General features: G+C 64.8%; 20 protein-coding genes. 12 read left to right on the top strand and 8 right to left on the bottom strand.

Annotated elements, in window-relative coordinates; all coding sequences use genetic code 11:
- Window positions 1-57: 57 nt before the first annotated feature.
- The gene (locus tag BLT08_RS08515) at window positions 58-699 is read right to left on the bottom strand and encodes a hypothetical protein (protein ID WP_090304930.1); all 642 of its coding nucleotides are present in this window, start codon (window positions 697-699) and stop codon (window positions 58-60) included.
- Between the two features lie 62 nt (window positions 700-761).
- Between BLT08_RS08515 and BLT08_RS08510 the strand changes: the two genes are divergently transcribed.
- Window positions 762-1,508, top strand: coding sequence for a helix-turn-helix domain-containing protein (locus tag BLT08_RS08510; RefSeq protein WP_090304928.1), 747 nt, complete (start codon window positions 762-764; stop codon window positions 1,506-1,508).
- A gap of 36 nt (window positions 1,509-1,544) precedes the next feature.
- Here BLT08_RS08510 and BLT08_RS08505 read toward each other — a convergent pair whose 3' ends face one another.
- Window positions 1,545-1,823 carry a hypothetical protein gene (locus BLT08_RS08505; protein WP_090304926.1) on the bottom strand — a complete coding sequence of 93 codons (279 nt, stop codon included), beginning with the start codon at window positions 1,821-1,823 and terminating at the stop codon, window positions 1,545-1,547.
- Window positions 1,824-1,987: 164 nt separating this feature from the next.
- Between BLT08_RS08505 and BLT08_RS08500 the strand changes: the two genes are divergently transcribed.
- Window positions 1,988-4,558, top strand: a complete 2,571-nt coding sequence (locus BLT08_RS08500) for a heavy metal translocating P-type ATPase (RefSeq protein WP_090304924.1) — start codon at window positions 1,988-1,990, stop codon at window positions 4,556-4,558.
- 54 nt (window positions 4,559-4,612) lie between these two features.
- Here the strand turns inward: BLT08_RS08500 and BLT08_RS08495 are convergent, their stop codons facing one another.
- Both BLT08_RS08495 and BLT08_RS08490 read right to left on the bottom strand, forming a co-directional pair.
- Window positions 4,613-4,987 carry a CBS domain-containing protein gene (locus BLT08_RS08495; RefSeq protein WP_245724180.1) on the bottom strand — a complete coding sequence of 125 codons (375 nt, stop codon included), beginning with the start codon at window positions 4,985-4,987 and terminating at the stop codon, window positions 4,613-4,615.
- A 64-nt stretch (window positions 4,988-5,051) separates the two neighbouring features.
- A complete protein-coding gene (locus BLT08_RS08490; RefSeq protein ID WP_090304908.1) occupies window positions 5,052-5,579 on the bottom strand; it encodes a metal-dependent hydrolase in 528 nt (175 codons plus the stop codon).
- 122 nt (window positions 5,580-5,701) lie between these two features.
- Here BLT08_RS08490 and BLT08_RS08485 point away from each other — a divergent pair, with 122 nt between their 5' ends.
- From BLT08_RS08485 to BLT08_RS08475, 3 genes are all read left to right on the top strand, one after another.
- Window positions 5,702-7,552, top strand: coding sequence for an L-aspartate oxidase (locus BLT08_RS08485; RefSeq protein WP_090304906.1), 1,851 nt, complete (start codon window positions 5,702-5,704; stop codon window positions 7,550-7,552).
- Between the two features lie 88 nt (window positions 7,553-7,640).
- Window positions 7,641-8,234 carry a DNA-3-methyladenine glycosylase family protein gene (locus tag BLT08_RS08480; RefSeq protein WP_090304904.1) on the top strand — a complete coding sequence of 198 codons (594 nt, stop codon included), beginning with the start codon at window positions 7,641-7,643 and terminating at the stop codon, window positions 8,232-8,234.
- 286 nt (window positions 8,235-8,520) lie between these two features.
- Window positions 8,521-9,816 (top strand): hypothetical protein, encoded by a 1,296-nt coding sequence (locus tag BLT08_RS08475; RefSeq protein WP_090304902.1) that lies wholly within the window; start codon window positions 8,521-8,523, stop codon window positions 9,814-9,816.
- Between the two features lie 82 nt (window positions 9,817-9,898).
- On the opposite strand, the gene katG is transcribed toward BLT08_RS08475, so the two are convergent.
- From katG to BLT08_RS08455, 4 genes are all read right to left on the bottom strand, one after another.
- Window positions 9,899-12,088, bottom strand: coding sequence for a catalase/peroxidase HPI (gene katG / locus BLT08_RS08470; protein WP_090306103.1), 2,190 nt, complete (start codon window positions 12,086-12,088; stop codon window positions 9,899-9,901).
- A 352-nt stretch (window positions 12,089-12,440) separates the two neighbouring features.
- Window positions 12,441-13,784 carry a RimK family alpha-L-glutamate ligase gene (locus BLT08_RS08465; RefSeq protein WP_090304900.1) on the bottom strand — a complete coding sequence of 448 codons (1,344 nt, stop codon included), beginning with the start codon at window positions 13,782-13,784 and terminating at the stop codon, window positions 12,441-12,443.
- Between the two features lie 97 nt (window positions 13,785-13,881).
- The gene (locus tag BLT08_RS08460) at window positions 13,882-15,351 is read right to left on the bottom strand and encodes an oligosaccharide flippase family protein (RefSeq protein WP_090304897.1); all 1,470 of its coding nucleotides are present in this window, start codon (window positions 15,349-15,351) and stop codon (window positions 13,882-13,884) included.
- A 314-nt stretch (window positions 15,352-15,665) separates the two neighbouring features.
- Entirely contained in the window at window positions 15,666-16,415 is a 750-nt protein-coding gene (locus tag BLT08_RS08455) for a GNAT family N-acetyltransferase (protein WP_090304895.1), read from the bottom strand.
- A gap of 197 nt (window positions 16,416-16,612) precedes the next feature.
- Between BLT08_RS08455 and BLT08_RS08450 the strand changes: the two genes are divergently transcribed.
- The 7 genes from BLT08_RS08450 to BLT08_RS08420 all read left to right on the top strand — a co-directional run bounded on the left by BLT08_RS08450 (window position 16,613) and on the right by BLT08_RS08420 (window position 23,025).
- Window positions 16,613-17,707, top strand: coding sequence for a succinylglutamate desuccinylase/aspartoacylase family protein (locus BLT08_RS08450; RefSeq protein WP_090304893.1), 1,095 nt, complete (start codon window positions 16,613-16,615; stop codon window positions 17,705-17,707).
- A gap of 167 nt (window positions 17,708-17,874) precedes the next feature.
- Entirely contained in the window at window positions 17,875-18,303 is a 429-nt protein-coding gene (gene sdhC / locus BLT08_RS08445) for a succinate dehydrogenase, cytochrome b556 subunit (protein ID WP_090304890.1), read from the top strand.
- On the top strand, window positions 18,303-18,674 hold the full coding sequence (locus BLT08_RS08440; protein WP_090304888.1) for a succinate dehydrogenase hydrophobic membrane anchor subunit: 372 nt from the start codon (window positions 18,303-18,305) through the stop codon (window positions 18,672-18,674). The genes sdhC and BLT08_RS08440 overlap by 1 nt, the downstream gene beginning before the upstream one ends.
- Window positions 18,671-19,549: a succinate dehydrogenase/fumarate reductase iron-sulfur subunit gene (locus tag BLT08_RS08435; RefSeq protein ID WP_090304886.1), complete on the top strand. Its 879-nt coding sequence runs from the start codon at window positions 18,671-18,673 to the stop codon at window positions 19,547-19,549. The genes BLT08_RS08440 and BLT08_RS08435 overlap by 4 nt, the downstream gene beginning before the upstream one ends.
- A 1-nt stretch (window position 19,550) precedes the next feature.
- A complete protein-coding gene (locus BLT08_RS08430) occupies window positions 19,551-21,389 on the top strand; it encodes an FAD-binding protein (RefSeq protein WP_090304884.1) in 1,839 nt (612 codons plus the stop codon).
- Window positions 21,390-21,488: 99 nt separating this feature from the next.
- Window positions 21,489-21,677 (top strand): hypothetical protein, encoded by a 189-nt coding sequence (locus BLT08_RS08425; RefSeq protein ID WP_090304882.1) that lies wholly within the window; start codon window positions 21,489-21,491, stop codon window positions 21,675-21,677.
- 43 nt (window positions 21,678-21,720) lie between these two features.
- On the top strand, window positions 21,721-23,025 hold the full coding sequence (locus BLT08_RS08420) for a 5'-deoxyadenosine deaminase (RefSeq protein ID WP_090304880.1): 1,305 nt from the start codon (window positions 21,721-21,723) through the stop codon (window positions 23,023-23,025).
- Window positions 23,026-23,064 lie beyond the last annotated feature (39 nt).

Genomic DNA, 23,064 nt, shown 5'->3' with positions numbered 1-23,064 from the left:
CCGACCTCGAGTGTATCTCTCGGAGATTTCGAACTGGTTGCGACGAGTGAGGGCCCGTCACGAATCACTGTCGGAGTCAGAGTCGCCGTCGTTGCTATCCGAATCGGTATCGCCGTCGTCACTATCGGAGTCTGTATCGCCGTTGTCGCTGTCCGAATCGGTGTCGCCATCATCGGTATCAGAATCGGCGCTAGCGTCACCGTCGTCGCTGTCCGAATCGGTGTCCGTACTACCGCTATCGGTGTCAATGTCGCCGTCGTCGCCGGAGTCGGCATCGACGTCGCACGTTCCATCCTCGCTACCGCTATCGGCGCCGACGCTATCGTCGGCCGTGCTTGAGGACGACCTCGAGTCCCCGTCACCGCTCGAGCGTGCCGGGTTCGAACGCGCGGCCACGGATTCGACCGCTCGACCGGCCGTCTCTGTCGCGTTCCCCTCGGAACCGCGCCGTTCGACGGGGCGTTCCGGGCCGGGGATCGGGTCGTCCGCGAGCACGTACAGCGCGATCGGTGGAACGACGTAACAGACGATCGCGACCGCCGCGAACCAGGGATCGACGAACACGAGGATTCCGAAGATGGCGAGCGCCGCCGTCGACGCCGTGTGGACCGTCGTGTCCGTATAGCGACGATAGAACACCCAGAAGTCCTGAACCCAGTGCGTGACGCTCGAGAGCACGACCGTCGATGCCAGCCCCATCGGTCATCGCTACGGCAGCCATCGAGAAACCCCTTTGGCGTGTGCCCCCCTCTGTAGGGCTAATGAGAGAATTCGTCTTCGCCCTCGAGTACGAATCGGGGACGAACCCGGTCGCCGACGTGCTCGCGGACTACCCCGACGCGTCGATCCGCTCGCTGTCGTGTCACGTCACGGCGGACAGCCTCTGGCGGGTCGACCACGCCGAAGGGTCGAGCGAGGCGCTCGAGGCCCTCGAGGAAGCCTACGAGACGGCGGACTTCTTCGCCGACTGTCTCGTGAAAGACGACTGCGGCGCGGATTGTGAGGTGCAGGTGCTCGACCGGTCGAACGACACGCTGGTCGTCTACACCTACTGGGATCGAACTAAGGTCTGTACGTCGGTTCCCCACGTCGCCCTCGAGTACCTCGGCGAGGGACTCCTCTTCGAAACCTACCGCGAGGGCCGGCGCTACCGGTGGCGGATCGTCCTCGCGAGCGACGCGCCGATTCACGACTTCTTCGACGCGCTGGGCGAGGAGGTCGGCGAGTGTACGGGAATGGAGATGCTGCGGCTGACCGAACTCGACCCGGATCGCAGCCATCCCGAACCCGCAGACGAGTTGCCGGACGAACAGCGAGAGGCGTTGCGCGCGGCCGTCGACCACGGCTACTACGAGACGCCGCGCCGGATCGAACTCTCCGACCTCGCCGAGCGGCTCGAGATCCCTCGGTCGACGCTTTCCTACCGACTTCGCCGGGCCGAAGCCAGCCTCGCGACGACGTTCGTCGACGAGGACGACTCGCTCGAGGCGCTGTCGGCGAGCCGCTAACGGTCGCCGGGGGACGGATCGTCGCTCGCGGTTCGTTCACCCCCCAGGTCTTCTGAACGTGTAGCCCACGTCGTCGGTCTCGATCGCGAGCGTCCCCTCGTCGTGGTCCACCAGAAGCTCGACCTCCCCCTCTCGTTCGAACTCGTGGAGTGCCATACCCGTGCTGACGCGCCCCCCTTGTGTTACCTCGACCTGTGCGGAGCCGAAGTCGAGCCGAATCCAGTCGTCGCCGGTCGTCACCTCTCCGGGTTTACCGAACCGGCGCAGTTCGTCGACCGCCGCTTCCCAATCGTCGAGCCTGACGCGTGTTGCCATCGAGGAGGGTACGTCAATCAGGGGCAAATAACGCCTGGACCCTCGATGGTTCGCTGATTCGAACGCTGAGACGCCGATACGAGAGTCGGAGCTGTCCCGGAACGAGTCGCGAGTTGGCGCACGCCAAATAACCCGTATGTTGGCCCGGCGACTATGAACAGATAATGAGCGATACCCCCTCCCCATCTACGCCGCCGGACTCGAGTCGGACCCTCGAACTTCGCGTTCCCGACATGGACTGTCCCACCTGTGCCGGGAAGGTCGAGAACAGCGTTGGACGACTCGACGGCATCGACGACATCGAGCCACGGGTGACCAGCGGCCGCCTCGTCGTCGACTACGATCCGACGCTGACCGGCGAGTCCGAGATTCGCGAGCGCGTGCGTGCGGCGGGCTACGAGATCGAATCCTCGGCCGACGAGCGCACGTTTTCGGTCCCCGACATGGACTGTGCCTCCTGTGCGAACAAGGTCGAGAACGCCCTCGAGCGAACCGACGGCGTCGACGACATCGAGACGCGCCCCGCCTCGGGTCGCGTGACCGTGACGGTCGACGATGGCCTCGAATCGACGGCCGTCATCGATGCGATCGAGAGCGCCGGTTACGACGCGTCGCCGATCGACGACGACGGCGACTCGCTCGCCGATCGAGCGGCCGTCTGGAAGAGCCGCCGCGCCGTCGGCACCGCGATCGGCGCCGTGCTCGTGACGGTCGGGATGGCCCTCGAGTTCGTCTTCCCGGCCCTCGATCCAGCGCTGGGGGCCGTCGCGGGCCGAACCTACGAACTCTCGCATCTGCTGTTCATCGCGGCCGTGGTCGTCGCGGGGACGCCGATCCTCCGCAACGGCTACTACTCGGCGCGCAATCGGAGCCTCGACATCGACTTCCTGATGAGCCTCGGGATCGTCGCCAGCGTGGCGGCCCACCACCCCTTCGAAGGGGCCATACTCGCGGTTCTGTTCAGCGTCGCGGAACTGCTCGAGCGGTTCTCGATGGACCGCGCCCGGGACTCGCTACGAGAACTGATGGATCTCTCCCCGGATACCGCGACCGTTCGTCGAGAGGACGGCACCGAGGAGACGATTCCCGCGGACGAACTCGTGGTCGGCGACACGGTCATCGTGCGACCGGGTGAGAAGATTCCGGCCGACGGCGTCGTACTGGAAGGCGAGAGCGCGATCGACCAGTCGCCGATCACGGGCGAGAGCGTGCCCGTGGACAAGGCCGCAGGGGCCGAGGTCTTCGCCGGGACGATCCCAGAGTCGGGGTATCTCGAGGTCGAGGTCGAAAGCGAAGCCGACGACTCCACCATCGCGCGGATCGTCCGGATGGTCGAAGACGCCGAGCGGGAGAAGACCGAGCGTGAACAGTTCATCGACCGCTTCGCGAGCGTCTACACGCCGATCGTGGTCGTGCTCGCAGTGGCAGCTGTGGTCGTGCCGCCCCTGCTGTTCGGCGCGTCCTGGAGCTACTGGTTCGTCGTCGGGCTGACGCTGCTCGTGATCTCCTGTCCCTGCGCGCTGGTCATCTCGACGCCGGTCAGCGTCGTCTCGGGGATCACGAGCGCGGCGCGCAACGGCGTCCTGATCAAGGGCGGCAAACACCTCGAGGCCGTCGGCGACAGCGACGTCCTCGCGGTGGACAAGACGGGGACGCTGACGGAAGGCGATCTGACGGTCACCGACGTGATCCCGCTCGAGGGCACCGACGAGGACGACCTGCTCCGCCGAGCGAGTGCGCTCGAGCGACGGAGCGAACACCCGATCGGGCAGGCGATCGTCGGCTACGCCGACGAGCAGGGCATCGCGGCCGACGGCGAGGACGGGACCGAATCCGATGTTTCGAACTTCGAGGCGCTGACGGGCAAGGGTGTCCGCGCCGAGATCGACGGGACGACACACTACGTCGGGAAACCGGGCCTGTTCGACGGACTCGCGGATCTCGAGCACGCCCACGCGACGACCGACGGCGGCGTGGCACTCGCCGAGATGGGTTACAGTGGTTCGTCCCAGTGCGACCGGGCGGGCTGTCTGGACGTGCTCAGCGAGGTCGTCCCCGACCTCCAGGCCGAGGGGAAGACCGTCGTGATCGTCGGCACCGAAGAGCGACCGCTCGGCGTCATCGGCGTCGCGGACAGGGTTCGGCCCGAAGCGAAGTGGGCCGTCTCACGGCTCCAGGATCAGGGCGTTCGCGTCGTCATGCTCACCGGCGACAACGAGGGGACCGCCCGCGCGATCGCGAGCGAGGTCGGGATCGACGAGTACCACGCCGAGCTCCTGCCCGACGAGAAACTCGAGTGGATCCGACGGTTAGCGGACGAGGCGGGTGTGGGCAACGGCGGCGACGGCCACGTCGCCATGGTCGGCGACGGTATCAACGACGCGCCGGCGCTCGCGACCGCCAGCGTCGGCATCGCGATGGGTGCGGCGGGGACCGACACGGCCCTCGAGACCGCCGACGTCGCGCTGATGGGCGACGATCTCACTCGGCTCCCCTATCTCTTCGAACTCTCCGGAACGGCCAACGGCGTGATCCGTCAGAACGTCTGGTCGAGTCTGGCCGTCAAGGCCGTCCTCGCGGTTGGTGCTCCGTTCGGGATCGTGACGGTGATCCACGCGGTCGTCATCGGCGACATGGGAATGAGCCTCGGCGTGACGGGCAACGCGATGCGGCTGGCGAACGTCGAACCCGAGACGCCCGAGGGACTCGAGGGGCGCGGCGACGGTGGTCACTGATCGATCGAATTTGCTGAAAAGCGTTCCGGCGCGCGAATCGAGCGGACGGCCGACTTACGAGAGGTGCGCTGTGACGTCTGTCGACGACACCATCCCGACGTAGTCGTCGTCGACGACGGGGAGATGTTTGATACCGTACGTGGTCATCATCGCGGCGACTTCCTCCATGTAGAGATCCGGCGCGACCGTTTCGACGTCGGTCGTCATCACGTCTGCGACCGTCAGCTCCGTGATGTCCTGACCGTCGGCGACGGCGTCGAGGACGTCCGTACTGCTGATGATCGCCCGTGGCGTCGTCGGGACGACCAACGCGTTGATATTCTTTTCACGCATCTGCTGGACGGCCTCCACGACCGTCGCGTCCTTCGAAACGGTCTCTAATGGGGATGACATGACGTCTTCGACGGTTTGTCTCTCTTCGGGACTCATACCACAACCAACGGACGCGGCGGTTATGATATTTCCCCAACCGAGCGGTCAGTTCCACCGTTTGTCACGTTCTGCGGCTGGGACGGAACAGATCGACGCCGGGTCGCCCGTCCATCCACCACAGAGCCACGGCGGCGGCGAGGATTACAGCCTCGAGCCACAGCGTCGTGATCTCGACCCCGCCGACGATTCCGAGGGGTTTGACCCCCGTGTACGCGGGCATCTCCGTCACCGGCCAGAGGAGAAAGCCGAGTTCGTCGAAATCGCCCGAGAGGACGTGCCACGGCACGTCCGTCGCGATGTGTGAGAGATAGCCGATCGCGAAGGCCACGCCGAGGGACCGTCGGTCCCGACGGCTCGCGACGACCCAGACGAGGAGGACCAGTGGAACTACGAACAGCAGCGAGTGGCCGATGGTTCGGCCGACCGGGACGACGCCCGCCGCCTCGAGCGGCTTGTCGATGAAGTCCGCGAGCCCGGCCGCGAAGACGGCGACGAGCGCGGGCAGATCGGCTGGCTCGCGACCGTGTTGCCATCGCGTGTAGGCTGCATAACAGAGGTAGCCGACGGCGAGATGGACGACCGGTTGCATCCGTCCGAACGTAGCCGATGTAGCTTACTAAATCCCCGGACTGAGCGTGCGCGCTCGACCGCTTTCGCGGGCTGCATGGTTTGGTGGTCGGCTTATTCCCCGTCGCCCCTTCTCTTATATCGATGACAAAAATACCGCCGACCGACCACGGTGTACCGACGACCGACGACGCCGGCGTCGACGGCCGAATCAACACCCGTAACGGCGGTGACACCGATCGCGAGATCGAGTACGACACCGTCACGACCCCCGTCCTCGTCATTGGTGCGGGTGCCGCAGGTGCACGGGTTGCGATCGAACTCGCCGAGTCGGGCCTCGAGCCGCTCGTCATCGGGAAGCGAGACCACGGCGACGCTCACACCACGTGGGCTGCGGGCGGCATCAACGCCGCACTCGGCTCGCTCGACGAGGACGACTGGACGATCCACGCCGCGGACACGCTGAACGAGGGCCACCACCTGAACGACCCCGAAGCCGTCGAACTGACCGCGAAGCACATGCCGGACCGCATCCACGAACTCGCAGAGTGGGGGATGCCGTTCGATCGAACCGAGGACGGCGCGATCAACCAGCGCTACTTCGGCGCGCAGTCCTCGCGCCGAACCTGCTTCGTCGGCGACCGAACCGGCGAGGCCATGCTCGAGACGCTAATCGACCGCGCACAGGCGCTCGAGATCCCCTACCGCGACAACGTGATGATCACCCGGCTGCTCTCCGACGGCACCCGCGTCGACGGCGCCGTGGGGTTCGACATGGAGACCGGCGAGGGGCTGCTGTTCCGGACGAACCACGTCGTGCTCGCCGCGGGCGGCTTCTCGGCGCTGTACCACCGCCACTCCTCGCGAGGCGACGAGAACAACGGCGACGGCCAGGCGCTGGCCCTCGAGGCGGGCGCTCGATTGGTCGACCTCGAGTTCGTCCAGTTCCACCCGACAGGGATGGTCGGCGAACGCTACGGCGAGGAGTGGGACGGCAGACTCGTGACCGAGGCGGTCCGCGGCGAGGGCGGACGGCTGTACAATTCGGAGGGCGAGCGGTTCATGGAACGCTACTCGCCGACCCAGATGGAACTCGACGCGCGGGACGTCGTCGCGCGAGCGATCGCACAGGAGGTGCGGGAAGGTCGCGGCACGGACCACGGCGGCGTCTACCTCGATATCTCCCACCGCGACCCCGACTACATCCGCGACCGACTGCCGACGATGGTCGAGCGCTTCGAGGGACTCGGCGTGGACATCACGAGGGAGCCGATGGAGGTTGCGCCGACCGCCCACTACACGATGGGCGGCGTCGACATCGACTTCCGAACCGGCGAGACGGGCGTCGAGGGCCTGTACGCCGTCGGCGAGACCGTCGCAGGCGTCCACGGCGCGAACCGTCTCGGCGGCAACTCCCTGGCGGAGACCGTCGCCGTGGGCAAAGTCGTCGGCGAGCACGTGGTGAACGCGGTTACCAGCAGGGACCGCGTGCCTACCGTGACCAGCGCCCAACAGGCCCTCGCCGAACGGGAGTTTCGAGCGCTCGACGACCTCGCTGCGGCCGAGGGCAGCGTTCGCCCGGTCGAACTCCTCGAGGAACTCGGCGACGTGCTGTGGGAGACCGCCGGCATCCTCCGCGACGAAGAGTCGCTCCGCGAGGGGCTTTCGGCCGTCGCCGAACTCCGAGCGCGGACCGCCGACCTCCGCGTCGACGGCGATCGAACGTCCCGCTCGTTCGAGTACGCGGTCGACCTCTCGTTCAGCCTCACCGTCGCGGAGACGATGCTCCGAACCGCACTCGAGCGAACCGAATCCAGAGGTGCTCACTACCGGACCGACTTCCCCGAGACCGACTCGGACTGGCGAGCGAACCTCGTCCTTTCGGCCGACGAGGGCGGCCTCAGAATCCGGCGACGCGGCGTCGCCGACCCGTCGGATGCGGTCCGAGCGGCCCTCGACGAGGATCACGAACTCGACTATCACCACCTCGAATAACGGGGCGACCGTCGATCGGGTTCTGCCGATCGGTGATCGTCACCGAGACGCCTTTGGCGCCTCGCCACCTCTCATTCGAACCACACAGATGTTAGCAGACGCCGAGCCGGTTCTCCGGCAGGACCCCGTGATGGCGAAACTCGTCGAGCGACACGATCCGTACATTGAACCGAACTGGAGCGAGTTCGAACGGCTCTGTATTTCGATCATCAACCAGCAGCTGTCGACGGCGAGCGCGGCCGCCGTTCGAGAGCGATTCTTCGAGCTGTTAGACGGCGACGTGACGCCCGAAACCGTCCTCGAAGCGGCGGACGACGCCCTTCGGTCGGCCGGACTCTCGCGACAGAAAATCGAGTACGTCCGAAACGCGGCCCGCGCGTTTCAGGAGGGGGATTACACGAGGGAGGGGCTGGCCGACCACTCGAACGACGACGTGATGGATCTGCTCACCGAAATCAAGGGGATCGGCGACTGGACGGCCCGCATGTACCTCCTGTTCGTCCTCGAGCGTCCGGACGTTCTCCCCCTCGGCGATCTCGCCGTTCGCCGCGGTATCGAACAGCTGTACGGGAACGGTGACGAGGAGCTGACGCGGGCGGAGATGCGCGAGATCGCCGAGGCGTGGCGGCCGTACCGAAGCGTCGCGACGCGGTACATCTGGGCCGAGTACGAATCGGCGTAGCGGGCTCCGGTGCGGGTCACGAATACCACAGCGATCGACGTACAAACACGAGTTTCCGAGGAGAAACGGAGTGAAACGGTCGCCGGTCGCGGCGGGTTCGGCCGGTCAGCTGCGGTAATCCGTTACTGTCGCCGATCTCCGTCCCGAGGTTCGGACGTCCCGGGTGGACAACGGACGATTACGTCCCCGACGATACAGTCTGAACGGGGCGTCTCGAGAAACGAGATACTGACCGACGAGACGGCCATACCGACTCAAGTGCGATCCGGGTGGGTTCGGAAACGAGATGGCAAACGAACCACCCGTAGACGACGGCCCCGAACAGCGACGAATAACCACCGATCCCGAACGGATCCGCGAGTGGGCGGAAGCCCGCGACGCCGTCCCCGTCACGGTTCGTGATAGCGACGATCACGGCCACTCGTTCGCCCGGCAGGGCCACCTCGAGGAGCGCCACGAGGAGTACACCTGGGACGAGTTCGTCGAGACGTTCGACGACGAGAATCTGGTGTTCGTCTACCACGAGGACGAACCCACCGGCGAGGGGCTGGGCCACTTCGAGATCGTCGAGCGCGAGGCGGCGTTCGAGCGCGCCGACCTCGGCCGGAGCGAGCTCGAAGACCAGCTTCGGGAGGGCGAGACCGTGACGACCGAGATCGTCGAGACGCAGGTCGTCGAGACCGAAGTCGTCGAACGCGATACGATCGAGAGCGAAGTCGTCGACACCGAACTCGCCGAGCGCACCGTCGTCGACTCCGAACTCCTCTCGCGAGAGATCGTCGACACCGAGTTCGTCAACGCCGACCTCATCGAGGTGACGACCGACGAGTCCCGCATCGAGACGATCGAAGAGGTCGAGCGCTACACGATCGAGAGTCGGGTGGTCGACGTCGACGTCGAGCAGCACGATCAGCTCGAACGAGACGAGGTCAAGACGAATATCGAACTCGAGAGCGTCCAGCGATCGATCCTCGACAGCGACGTCGTGCAGACGGACGTCGCCGCCGACGAGGTCGTCGACCGAGAGGTCATCCAGAGCAAGCGGGGCGAGGGCGACACCGTCCGGAGCGAACTGCTCGAGCGCCGCACCATCGAGGAGCAGATCGACGAACGAAGCCGGATGCGCTTTGCGCTCGAGGAGACCGAACTGCTCGAGTCGGAGGTTATCGGTAGCGACCTCATCGAGGGCGAGATCATCGACGTCGAGGAGTACGGCGCGATGGAGACGACGGCCGAGGCCGGCGCTGGTACCGGTGCGAGCGCTGGTGCCGCGGCGGACGATACCGAACCCGACGTCGAAGTCGAGAGCGGTACCGGTGCGGGAGCTGTCGAACTCTCCGAAGACGATCAGGGGAAAGACGTCGTCGACGAGCGGGGCGAACAGATCGGCATCGTCGCGGAGGTCGAGGGTCAGACCGCCTACATCGACCCCGAACCGGGGCTGACCGACCGGCTCAAAGCGCGGCTGAACTGGGGCGGCCACGGCGACGACGACTACCCCGTCGAGAGCTCCGAGATCAACGAGATCACCGACGACGAGGTCATCATCCAGCACCGAGGCGACGACGAACACGTCGAGTGACGACGCTGGGCGATCACGACTGCGTGACGCGACGGCCGCAAAGAAGAGGTGACAGAGAGACCGGTGTCGACGGCTCGAGTCGTTACTCGAGGTCGAAGCGGTCGAGTTTCATGACCTTGCTCCACGTGTCGACGAAGTCGCGGACGAACTTCTCCTCCGCGTCGTCGGACGCGTAGACGTCCGCGATGGCTCGAAGTCGGGCGTTCGAGCCGAAGATGAGGTCAGCGCGGGTCGCCGTCCACTCGACGTCGCCGGTCTCGCGGTCGCGAATGTCGAAGACCTGCCCTTGGTCCTCTTCGGAGTCCGCGGCCGCTTCCCAGCCCATAATGTCCTGGCTCTCGTCGGACGCGTCCCACTCGTACCCCATGTCGAGCAGGTTCACGAAGAAGTCGTTGGTCAGCGTCCCCGGTCGGTCGGTGAGGACGCCGAGGTCGGAGTCCTGATAGTTCGCGCCGAGCGCTCGCATACCGCCGACCAGCACCGTCATCTCGGGTGCCGTCAGATCGAGGAGGTCCGCCTTGTCGACCAACAGCTCCTCCTGGGATCGGTCGGCCTCGTCCGAGAGGTAGTTGCGGAACCCGTCGGCTTCGGGCTTGAGCGCCCCGAAGGAGTCGACGTCGGTCTGTTCCTGTGAAGCGTCGGTACGGCCCGGTTCGAACGGCACCTCGACGTCGTAGCCGGCATCGGCCGCGGCCTGCTCGACGGCCGCGTTGCCGCCCAGCACGATCAGGTCGGCCAGCGAAACTCGCACGTCGTCGGATCGCGAGCCGTTGAACTCCTCCTGAATCGTTTCGTAGGTCGACAGCACCGTCTCGAGCTGGTCGGGCTCGTTGACTTCCCAGCTCCGCTGGGGCTCGAGGCGGATACGAGCGCCGTTGGCACCGCCGCGCTTGTCGCTGTCGCGGTACGTCGACGCCGCCGCCCAGGCCGTCTTGACGAGCTGGGTGGTCGAGAGCTCCGAGTCGAGCAGTTCGGCCTTGAGCTCGTCGATCTCCTCGTCGCCGATCAGGTCGTAGTCGGCGTCGGGGATGGGGTCTTGCCACAGCATCTCCTCCTCGGGAACCTCCGGACCGAGGAGCCGCTCTTTCGGCCCCATGTCGCGGTGGATCAGCTTGTACCACGCTTTCGCGAAGGCCATCCCGAACTCCATCGGGTTCTCCTGGAACCGCTCGATGATCTCCCGATACTCGGGATCTCGCTTCAGGGCGACGTCTGTCGTCAGCATCATCACGTCCTCTTTCTCCGACGGGTCTTCGGCACCCGGTGCGGCCTCGTTGAGTTCGCCGCTCTTCGTGGTCCACTGCCAGGCACCGCCGGGACCCTTCTCGGGCTCCCACTCGTGTTCGAGCAGGTTGTCGAGGTAGCTGGTGTCCCACTGGGTCGGCGTGGTGTTCCACGGTCCTTCGATCCCGCTGGTGATCGTGTCGGCCCCCTTCCCGGAGCCGTGACTGCTCTCCCAACCGAGACCTTGCTGGTCGATCGGCGCTGCCTCGGGCTCCGGGCCGACGTGCTCGTCGGGGTCGTCGGCGCCGTGGACCTTCCCGAAGGTGTGGCCGCCGGCGATGAGCGCGGCCGTCTCTTCGTCGTTCATCGCCATCTCACCGAACGAGTGTCGGATCCGTTCCGCCGACCACTCCGGATCCGGCTCACCGTTCGGACCCTCCGGATTCACGTAGATGAGGCCCATCACGGTGGCGGCGAGCCCCCCCTCGAGGGAATCTTCCTCGTCGAAGCGGTCGGACGCTTCCCACTCGTCTTCGGGACCCCAGTCGACGGCGTCGTCGGGCTTGTACTCGTCTTCGCGCCCGCCGGCGAAGCCGAACGTCTCGAATCCCATTTCCTCGAGGGCGACGTTTCCGGCCAGGACGATCAGGTCGGCCCACGAGAGCTTGCGACCGTACTTCTGTTTGACCGGCCAGAGCACTCGGCGTGCCTTGTCGAGATTCGCGTTGTCGGGCCAGCTGTTGAGGGGTGCAAAGCGCTGTCGACCGCCGGCCGCGCCACCGCGACCGTCGCTGGTTCGGTACGTCCCAGCGCTGTGCCACGCCATTCGAATGAACAGCGGTCCGTAGTTGCCGTAGTCGGCCGGCCACCAGTCCTGGGACGTCGTCATAACGTCCGCGATGTCCGCTTTCACTTCGTCGAGATCGAGTTTCTCGAACTCCTCGGCGTAGTCGAAGTCCTCGTCCATCGGATTGGACGTTGGGACGTTCTGATCGAGAAGGTCCACGTTCAACTGGTTCGGCCACCAGTCTTGGTTTGACTTGGTCATCATCGGGAGATTGTGTCTTTTCCGTATTAAGATTTCCTAATGCGAGAAGTTAGCCTTCGCTGTGGCACAACTTATTTTTCATTTTCATAAACCTTTTCGGAAGTGTCTCTGTACGACCGCTGAGATCCATCGTTATCCGAGAAACTCAGCCGTCCTCGTCGTCAGTGGCCTGCGATCGGTTTCGGTCCCGATGGTGCCTCTCCTTCGCTACCCTATTCGTGTTTTAGACCGATAACTGTTGACCCACTCGAGTTGTGTTCGAACACCGAAAAGCGAGATACTGCTTGGCGACCACTCGAGACGGATGTCGTCGGTCGTCGAGAGCCCACCGGAGTCGCCGAGTCTCGTCCGATTACTCCTCTTCTTCGGGCGTGTCGGGGACGTCCTTGTCGGCTCGCCGACCGACGTCGACCTGGTAGTTTCCGAGGATATCCCGGCCGAGGATGACGGGGTAGTCCATGTGGCTGCGGTCTTCGACGCTCGCGGTGACGGTGTGCTGGTTGCCGCCGACGCCGACGACGACGTCGACGACGGGCCGGCTCTTGGCCGTCTTGCTGCTGCCCGAGCGGATGCGCGTGATGGATTTGATCGGGCCGGCCCCGATGTCGGCCGCGAGACTCGTGTCGATGCTCGTCCGCGTCGCGCCGGTGTCGGACTTCGCGAGAACGGATTTCGAGCCGCTGGTTCCCGACAGAACGACCTCTTCGGTGTAACCGATGATGGCGGACTCCGCATCCGGCGACGTCGCCTCGACGGGCTGGGCCGTCGGTCGGGAGTCGTCGAGGACGTTCGCGAGGTCGCGGACGCGGTCGTCGTCGACCTCCCCACCTGCCTCTTCGATCGCGAGCTTGGCGATGTACGGCGCGGGACTCACGTGCGTCGCCTCGTAGAGTCCCTTGAATCCGGCCGTCGGGTTGACCTCGAGGACGAACCAGCCCTCGTCGCCCTCGACGAGGTCGACGCCGGCGTAGTCGAGGCCGATCGCGGTGGACGCTCGACGGGCCATATCCCGCGCTTCTTCGGGGAGGTCGTCGGTCGCATCCTCGACGTCGCCGCCGAGGGCGACGTTCGTTCGCCAGTCGTTCTCCGGCGCGTAGCGGTACATCGCGCTGATGATCTCGCCGTCGACGACGTAGACGCGAGCGTCGAAGTGACGATCGTCGTCTCGGTCGATGAGTTCCTGCAGGAAGGCGTATCGGTTACCGACTTTGGCGTTGACCGGATCGTCACCGCTGACCTTCCACGTCCCGCCGCCGTGGGTCCCGATCGCCGTCTTGTAGACGGCCTCCTCACCGTACTGCTTGCGGGCGGCGTTCAGCTTCTCGCTGCTCAGCGCGAGGGTGACGTCGGGCGTTCGCACGTCGTTGGCCGCGAGCGTCGTCGCCGTCGCGAGTTTGTGGATCGCCGTCAGCACCGTCGACGGTTCGTTCAGCGTCGGAACCAGCTGTGCGAAGGTGTTCGCCAGCCCGAGCTCCTCGGCGGGCTGTTCAGTGTTCGACAGGAGCATTCGATTCGCGATGACGTCGACGTCGGGTTCTAAGACGACGCTGCCGTCGGTCACGCTGATCGACGTATTTTCGGAACGGAGCCACTCGGTCTCGTGACCGAGCCCTTCGACGGCGTTCAAAATCGCCTTCGTCTCCTTGCTCGTGTGTAGACTTAATACTCCAACGGTGACAGGATCGTCGACAGCCATACTAGCGTAGACGATGAGGTGCGGGAAAAGTATACTGTCATCGAACGACGGCAGGTGGCCGATATAGCTGGTTTCTGTTCGACTTTCCGAGAAATTCTCACGAAATTGCTGCTCGGACTTCCCCCGGATCGACCAGTCCGCTCGCGACGGCGAGGACGGCCCACGTGGCCGCACCGAGTGCGATCGCACCGAACAGGACCGCGATGCTCGAGACCATCGGCATCACGACCAACACGGCGAGGGCCATCACGCCCGTGATGGCACAGATCAGCCCGACCGAACGGGCGAGGGCCAGGAGGTTGAGGTCGAGCTCCAGGTGGACGATGTACAGGTTTACCGCGACGTACACCGTGTGCGTGGCGACCGTCGCCGCTGCGGCGCCGACAACACCCATCGTCGGGATGAGGACGATATTTAGCCCGAAGTTGGCCGCGGCCGTCCCACCCTTTGCGATCGCTCGATGGCGGGCGCGGCCGAGATAGTCCAAACTGTCGCTGGTTAGGTTCGTAATCGCCTGCAACACGACGAAGCCGGCGAGGATCTGGAGGACGGGCACCGCACCCGCGTAGTTCTCGCCGATGATCATCGTGATGAACGGACCCGCGACGATCGCCAGCCCGGCGGCCGCAGGGATGTACAACAACATCGTATTCGTCAGCGCCGTCTCGTAGATCTGACGGGCCTCCGCGAGCTGTCCGGAGGCCTTCTGCTCGCCGAAGTTCGGCGAGATCGTAAAGCCGAGCGCCTCCGCAGGCGAGAGCACGAAGTCGGTGATCTGCTTGGCGATCGTGTAGAACGCGACCGCCGTGGGTGTCAGGAAGACGCCGACGAGGACGGTGTCGATCTGCTTGTCGACGACGTTCGCGCTGCGCGTCGCCGTCAGCGGCACGCTGTACTCGAGGAGCCGTCGCGACAGACCGTCCTCGTACGAGTCTGCGGAGTCGTACGGCGCGTAGTAGGTGTAGTAAAGCAGTGCTAACCCGACGGCGGCCGAAATCGCGTAGCCGACGATGTAGCCGAAGAAGGCGCCGAGCGCACCCAGTCCCATCAGGGCGAATCCGACGGCGAAGATGAGCCGTGCGAACCCGCTGAGCGCCTGTACACCGGCGCTGTAGGTGAGATTGTTGAACCCCTGGAAGGCGATTTGCGTGAAGCCGCTGAAGGAGAAGACGGTGACGTAGATCACGCCGGCCGCGAGAAACGGCGCGGCTTCGGGGTTGCCCAACACGGTCGCGATCTGCTCGTGAAACAGCAAGAGGAGGTAGACGACGAACGTGATCGCGATAATTTTGATCGTGATCGTCGACGTGATCAGGTAGGGAATCTGTCCCGGATCCTTCTCGCTGTACTCCGAGATGTACCGGGCGGCGGATTTCCCGATCCCGAGGTCCGCGACTAACTGCACTATCGCTAGGATGCCGATCACCCAGTACAGCGTTCCGTAGCCGTCGGTATCGAGGAGATACCGCGCCAGAACGAACATCAACAGCGCGCTCGAGAGCATGTAGACTGCTCGAGCGACGAGCGTTGCCTTGAACCCGTGAACGATGTGCTCCTGTCTACTCATTCGAAATCCGTTGGACGACGTGGTGGCTTCGGCGACCGGCGGGTCCGACGTAGTTGTTCGGTGGACTGATCCCGCAATTGTAATGCGGAGACAAACAGCGTACGGTCGCGATACCTGCGCTGAAACGTTCAGCTACAGTACCAACCGCCTGACACGCCGGCGATGTGCCGCCCGGACCGGTTTCCCGCTCGAGGAGGGAAGCGGACGCGTAAACGATTCGGTAAGCCCGCCGTACTTCGATCGTGCGCGTATCGGATCGGACGCGTGAACGATTCGGAGACCGTTCTCACCCGAGCAGTCGCGTCGCTGGCAGGTTAGAGGTACGACGCGTCCCAGCGCGTCGCTTTCCGTCGGTTGCCACAGACGTTACACTCGATTCGGCCCATCGTGTCCATCGTGTTGTCCAGCGAGTCGCAGTTCCCACAGAACCAGGCGTACAGTTCCTCCTGCTCTTCGGTCTCGTAGGCGCCGTAGAACGGCGACTTCTCGCCGCGAGCGGCTTCGCCGTAGCTCACGTAGACGGTTTCGCCGTCGATCTCGAGTTCGTCGACGGCTCCCCAGCCCTCGTCACCGATCTTGCCTTCGGCGTAGACGTTCTCCGTGAACGTCTCGTCACCGATCTCGACATCCCGTTGGCCGGCCCGTTCGAAGCCGTGATCCTGGTAGAACTCGTTACCGCCCTCGTTGTCCTCGAGGACGAGCGCCTGCACGTGGTCGGCACCCTTCTCCAGTAGTTTCTCGCGGGTCCGAACGAGCAGGCGGACACCCGTCCCGCCGCCGCGGGCGTCGGGGTCGATGTGGAGCCACAGGATTCGCCCGGTATCGTAGCGCTGGCCGATCAGGTCGTTTTGAGAGAAGCCGACGACCTCTCCGTCGCGTTCGATCACGAGGACGAGCGAGTGGTCGTCCGCGAGTTCGTCGGCGAACGACTCGCCGTACCACTGTTCGATTGCGTCGTCGACGGTTTCCTCGTCGAGGAAATCGGTGTAGGTCGACTCGAGTGAGCGGTGGGCGATCGATCGGATGGCGTCGATGTCGTCGTCGGTCGCTTCACGAATCTCCATAGCCGATAGTACCATGCCCTCGTACAAAACGTATGCCCACGGGGTCAGTTTTTCCCGGTCTTCTGTTCGCGGAACGAGCGTTTTTCGGTAACATTGATACCGCGGGAACGGTAAGTAGTCGCCGGCGTCCGTCCGACTGGATGGATCTCTCGGGTCTACAAGAGAACATTCACATTGCTTCCCGCGGAGACACTACTATGAGCGACGAGAGAGACGAACCGCCCGACGACGGTTCGTCCGACCCAGCCGAGGCGTTTACGTACAACGGTGGCCGGGTCGATCCCGGCGAGTCGGCCAACATCCGGTACGGCATCAGTGAGACGTACCTCGGCGATCCGGTACGGATCCCCGTAACGGTCATCAACGGCAAACATCCCGGCCCGACGGTCTGTCTCTCGGCGGCGGCCCACGGGGACGAACTCAACGGGATCGAGGTCGTCCGCGAGGTCGCACACGACTGGGACCACTCGATGCTCCACGGCACGCTGGTCTGTCTCCCGGTGATGAACGTGCCGGGCTTTCTCGCCCAAGAACGCTACCTGCCGATCTACGACCGGGACCTGAATCGGTCGTTCCCCGGCCGTGAGGGATCGACCAGTGCCCGACGGATGGCCCACCGCATTTTCACGAACTTCATCGAGCCCTGCGATCTCGGAATCGACTTTCATACGTCCACTCGCGGGCGAACCAACATGCTGCACGTGCGAGCGAACATCGAGAAGCCGAGCGTCGAGCGCCTCGCGAAGTCGTTCAGTTCGAACGTCATCATCGCCGGCGAAGGACCCGCCGGAACGCTCCGACGGGAGGCGACGCAGGCCGATGTCCCGACCATCACCGTGGAGATGGGCGAAGCCCACCGGTTCCAGCGCCGCCTGATCGATCGCGCGCTGACCGGCGTGGCGAGCGTCCTCGCCGAGTTCGGGCTTCACCCGGATTCTTCCGTCCACTGGCCCGGGTGGCGGACCGTGATCGACGACGACAACGAGAAGACCTGGATTCGCGCCGACGCCGGCGGGATCGTCGACATGAAACGCGGTCGCGGGGAGTTCGTCCGCGAGGGCGAGGTGATCTGTGCGATCACGAACCCGTTCAAGGAGGAAGACGACATCGTCACCGTCGAAGCCCCGTTCACCGGCCTCATCGTTGGCGTCCTCGAGAATCCGGTGGTCTACCCGGGGAACCCGCTGTGCCATCTCGTCGGGCTCTCGGCGGACACCCGAACGGCCTTAGAGCGCGAGCGAACGACGGAGAGTTCGCAGTCGGATCTCCGGCCGGCCGGCCAGACTGAGTAGTCCACTGACATATTTCGTCTGACATCTCAGCGCCCGAGTCGCGAACCCGTTCGGGACCGGTCGCCGAACCTGGTTTGTTTCTGCCCACTCGTGTTCGCGCGGAAGACAAGACAGGAGCGATAAAAGTAACTTCTATACCCCCGCGGTCTAACGGTGCACATGAGCGTATGAGTCAGTCTTACAATCGCGGTCTCATCGAGGACTTCGGCCGATGGAAGGAGTTCTCGGCCGGCATGTGGGCGTGGATCTTCCACAAGTTCACCGGGTGGATGCTAATCGGTTATCTGTTCACCCATATCGCCGTGCTGAGTACAGCCGTCGGCGCAGCGAGCGGCGACGCCTCGCTGGTTGCATCGGGCGATGACATCTACACGACGACGATCCAGGGGCTCGAGTCACTGTTCATCGTCCGCGTGCTCGAGGTCGGTCTCCTCGCCGTAGCCGTGTTCCACATTCTGAACGGGCTTCGACTGCTGATGGTCGATCTCGGCGTCGGGCTGGACGCACAGGACAAGAGTTTCTACGCCTCGCTGGTGCTGACGGCGATCATCACCGTCGCGAGCGTTCCCACCTTCCTGGACGGGGTGACGCTCTGATGGCGGAACGATACTCCTCGTTCACGCCGGGCGGCACCGGATGGCTGCTTCAGCGGATCACGGCGGCGTTTCTGGTCGTCGTTCTCGCTTTCCACTTCTTCCAGCTCCACTTCGTGAATCACGCGGCCGATGTCACGTTTGCGGGCACGCAGGCCCGCATGGAGAACGTCGGCTACTTCCTGACGATGGTCCTGTTCCTGATCGCCGGGACGTTCCACGGCGTCAACGGCGTCTACAACGCGCTGGTCAACCAGGGGCTGAAGGGAACGCAGAAGAAGGTCGTGCTCGCGGTGCTTGTTATCGCGAGCGTGGCACTCATCGTGCAGGGAATCTACGTTGCAATGGCTATGGCAGGGGTGGAGATCGTATGAGCACTCAACAACAGGAACCCGAACAGCCGGAGAGTCAGGAGACACCGAAAGACCCCGAAATGAAGGGGGCCGAGTCACCGGTCGACGAGAAAGAGAAAGAAACCGGTGAGATCGACCAGACGACGGCGGACGAGACCGAACTCGAGGGGGAGACGGTCCTCATCAAGGTCTTCCGCTACGACCCCGAAGTCGCGGACAAGCAAGAACCCCGGTTCGACGAGTTCCACGTCCCCTTCGAGAAGGGAATGACGGTCCTCGACGCCGTGATGTACGCGCGGGACCACTACGACTCGTCGCTGACGTTCCGACACTCCTGTCGGCAGGCCGTCTGTGGCTCCGACGCCTTCTTCGTCAACGGCAAGCAGCGACTCGGGTGTAAGACGCAGATGGCCGACCTCGAGCACCCGGTTCGAATCGAGCCGCTGCCCCACCAAGAGGTCGTCAAGGACCTGGTCGTCGATATGGACCACTTCTACGACCAGATGCACACCGTCGAGCCCTACCTCCAGCAGGACGACCTCCCGACGGGCGACTTAGAGGAACAGCGCCAGTCTCGAGAGAACCGCGAGAAGATCAAGATGTCCACGCGCTGTATCTGGTGTGGCGCGTGTATGTCCTCGTGTAACATCGCCGCGGGCGACAACGAGTATCTCGGCCCGGCCGCGATCAACAAGGCCTACCGCTTCGCGATGGACGACCGCGAGGACGAGGAGGTCAAAGAGCACCGACTTCGCATCATCGAACAGGAACACGGCGTCTGGCGCTGCCAGACCCAGTTCTCCTGTACCGAGGTGTGTCCGAAAGACATCCCGCTCACCGAGCACATTCAGGAGCTCAAGCGGGAAGCGGTCAAGAAAAACCTGAAATTCTGGTAACATGTACGAACACGACGTTATCGTGGTCGGCGCCGGCGGCGCCGGTCTCCGTGCTGCGGTCGCAGCGGACGAGGCGGGTGCGGACGTCGCACTCGTTTCGAAACTCCACCCGGTTCGCAGTCACACGGGTGCAGCGGAGGGCGGAATCAACGCCGCGCTCCGCGAGGGCGACGATTGGGAACTCCACGCCTACGACACGATGAAGGGGTCGGACTACCTGGCCGACGCCCCGGCGGTCGAGACCCTCACGCAGGACTCGCCCGAAGACACCATCACGCTCGAGCACTGGGGTATGCCGTTCTCCCGCGAGGAGGACGGCCGCGTCTCCCAGCGCCCCTTCGGCGGACTCTCGTTCCCGCGGACCACCTACGCGGGCGCGGAGACGGGCCACCACCTGCTGCACGTGATGTACGAGCAGGTCGTCAAACGCGGCATTCAGGTCTACGACGAGTGGTACGTCATGGATCTGGCGACGACCGACGAGGACGACCCCAACGAGCGCGAGTGCCACGGGGTCGTCGCCTACGACGTCCAGTCCGGCAACGTCGAGGGCTTCAAAGCGAACGACGGCGTCATCCTCGCGACCGGCGGTCCCGGACAGGCCTTCGACCACACCACGAACGCCGTCTCCTGTACCGGCGACGGCCACGCGATGGCGTATCGTGCGGGCGCGCCGCTCGAGGACATGGAGTTCATCCAGTTCCACCCGACCTCCCTCCCCTCGACGGGCGTCCTCATCAGTGAGGGTGTCCGCGGTGAGGGTGGGATCCTCTACAACAACGACGGCGAGCGGTTCATGTTCGAACACGGCTACGCGAACAACGACGGCGAACTCGCCTCCCGCGACGTCGTCGCGCGCGCCGAACTGACCGAGGTCCAGGAGGGTCGCGGCGTCAACGACGAGTACGTTCACCTCGACATGCGCCACCTCGGCGAGGAGCGCATTCTGGACCGCCTCGAGAACATCCTCCACCTCGCGGAGGATTTCGAGGGCGTCGACGGCCTCATCGAGCCGATGCCGGTCAAACCCGGCCAGCACTACGCGATGGGCGGCATCGAGGTCGACGAGAACGGCCAGACCTGCATCGACGGGCTCTACGCGGCCGGCGAGTGCGCCTGCGTCTCCGTCCACGGCGGCAACCGACTCGGCGGCAACGCCCTGCCGGAACTGATCGTCTTCGGCAAGCGCGCCGGACGCCACGCCGCCGGCGACGACCTCGGCGAGCCCCAGATTCGGACGGGGTACGGCGACGATGTCGAGGACGAGACCGACACCGAGTTGCCCGTCCAGCCCGGTAGCGCCGGTCTCGACGGCAGCGGCGGTGTCGCTGCGGACGGCGGAATGACCGCTGACGCCGAGGGCATCCTCGAGCGTCAGGTCGAAAGCGCCCGCGAGCACGTCGACTACCTGATGGAGAAGGATACCGGCGTCCAGCACGCCGAGATCCGACAGAAGCTCCAGAACGCGATGACGGACTACGTGAACGTCTTCCGGACCGAGGAGGGCGTCAAGAAGGCGCTGAAACTCATCCGCGAGTGCCGCGAGGAGTACCAGGACGTCTACGTCGACGACCCCTCGCGCACGTTCAACACCGACCTTCAGCAGACCATCGAGACGCGCAACCTGATCGACGTCGCCGAGACCATCGCGCTCGGCGCGCTCGTGCGAAACGAGTTCCGCGGCGCCCACTGGCGCCAGGAGAACCAGATCCGCGACGACGAGAACTGGCTCAAACACACGCTCATCTCCTGGGAGGAGGGCGAGCCGAAGATCTTCTACCGGCCGGTCATCCTCGAGGGCGAGGACAAGACCTACGAGCCGAAAGACCGCAGCTACTGACGGCTCACTGCGGACCGTTTTCCGACGGCCAGCTACCGACGGCCGCGTTCTCGACCAACACCAGCAGGGCTAAATGTCCAGTCCAGTTTCCCTCACGTAATGGGTATCGAACGATTCGTCCGGCTGAATCTCGTTCTCGTTCCGGTGCTCGCGGTCGCGTTCTACCTCCTCGCCGACTACCTGCCGTTGATTCTCCTGCCGCTCGGCGTCGGCTACCTCACGTTCGCCGTACTCATATCGCTCGCGTGGGGCCTCTCGCAGCTGTCGATGTCGTTCAGATCGTCCTGAGATCCACAGAGATAAGGGCCACCGCCGGTTATCGAGTCTCGATATGTTGTTGTCGGGAACCGTCGTCGTCGACGCCGAGACCGTGATTCACGACGGAGCGGTCGTCGTCGAGGACGATCGCATCGTCGCCGTCGGCGATCGGTCGACCTGTCTCGAGCGGTATCCGGACCACGAGCGCGATTCGTACGACCTCCTCGCGCCGGGCACCGTCGGCGCGCACGTCCACTCCGTCCAGAGTCTCGGCCGCGGCATCGCCGACGATACCGAACTCCTCGACTGGCTCTTCGAGTACGTCCTCCCGATGGAAGCGTCGCTCTCGCCGGAGGCGATGAGAGCCGCGGCCGAACTCGGCTACCTCGAGATGATCGAGAGCGGGACGACGGGCTGTGTCGATCACCTCTCGGTCGCCCACGCCGAAGAGGCGTTCGAGGCCGCTCGAGAGCTCGGTATCCGCGCCCGACTCGGGAAGGTGATGATGGACAAAGAGGCGCCGCCGGGGCTGCTCGAGGACACCGACGAGGCTCTCGCGGAGAGCGAACGGCTGATTCAGCGATACCACGGGATCGAGGACGGCCGCATTCAGTACGCCGTGACGCCGCGGTTCGCCGTGAGCTGTACGGAAGCGTGTCTCCGCGGCAGCCGGGAACTCGCGGACGCCTACGACGGCGTGCGGATTCACACGCACGCGAGCGAGAACCGGGGCGAGATCCAGACGGTCGAGGACGAGACCGGACGCCGAAACATCCACTGGCTCAACGAGGTCGGGCTGACCGGCGAGGACGTCGTGCTCGCCCACTGCGTCTGGACGGACGAAGCGGAGCGGGAACTGCTCGCGGAGACGGGAACGCACGTCACCTACTGCCCGTCCTCGAACATGAAGCTCGCGAGCGGCGTGGCTCCGGTGCTCGACTATCTGGACCGGGGGATCAACGTCGGACTGGGCAACGACGGCCCGCCGTGTAACAACACGCTCGATCCGTTCACGGAGATGCGTCAGGCCAGCCTGCTCCAGAAGGTCGATCGGCTCGAGCCCCAGGCGCTTCCCGCGCAGACGGTGTTCGAGATGGCGACGATCAACGGGGCGCGCGCGGCGGGGTTCGACCGGGTCGGGGCGCTTCGCGAGGGGTGGAAAGCGGATATCGTCGGGCTCGAGACCGATATCACCCGCGCCACGCCGATTCACGACGTGCTTTCCCACCTGGTGTTCGCCGCGCACGGCGACGACGTCCAGTTCACGATGGTCGACGGCGACGTTCTGATGCGAGACGGCGACGTGTGCGTCGCGGACGCCGCGGCGATCAGAGCGCGGGCCCGCGAGTTCGCCGCGGACCTCGACGCTGCGCCCTGATACCACACGCCACAACCTGTTCGACAACCGACGTGACTG

The organism is Natronorubrum texcoconense (genome assembly GCF_900100335.1).
Taxonomy (GTDB): Archaea; Halobacteriota; Halobacteria; order Halobacteriales; family Natrialbaceae; genus Natronorubrum; species Natronorubrum texcoconense.
This window is presented reverse-complemented; position numbering and strand designations above follow the sequence as displayed.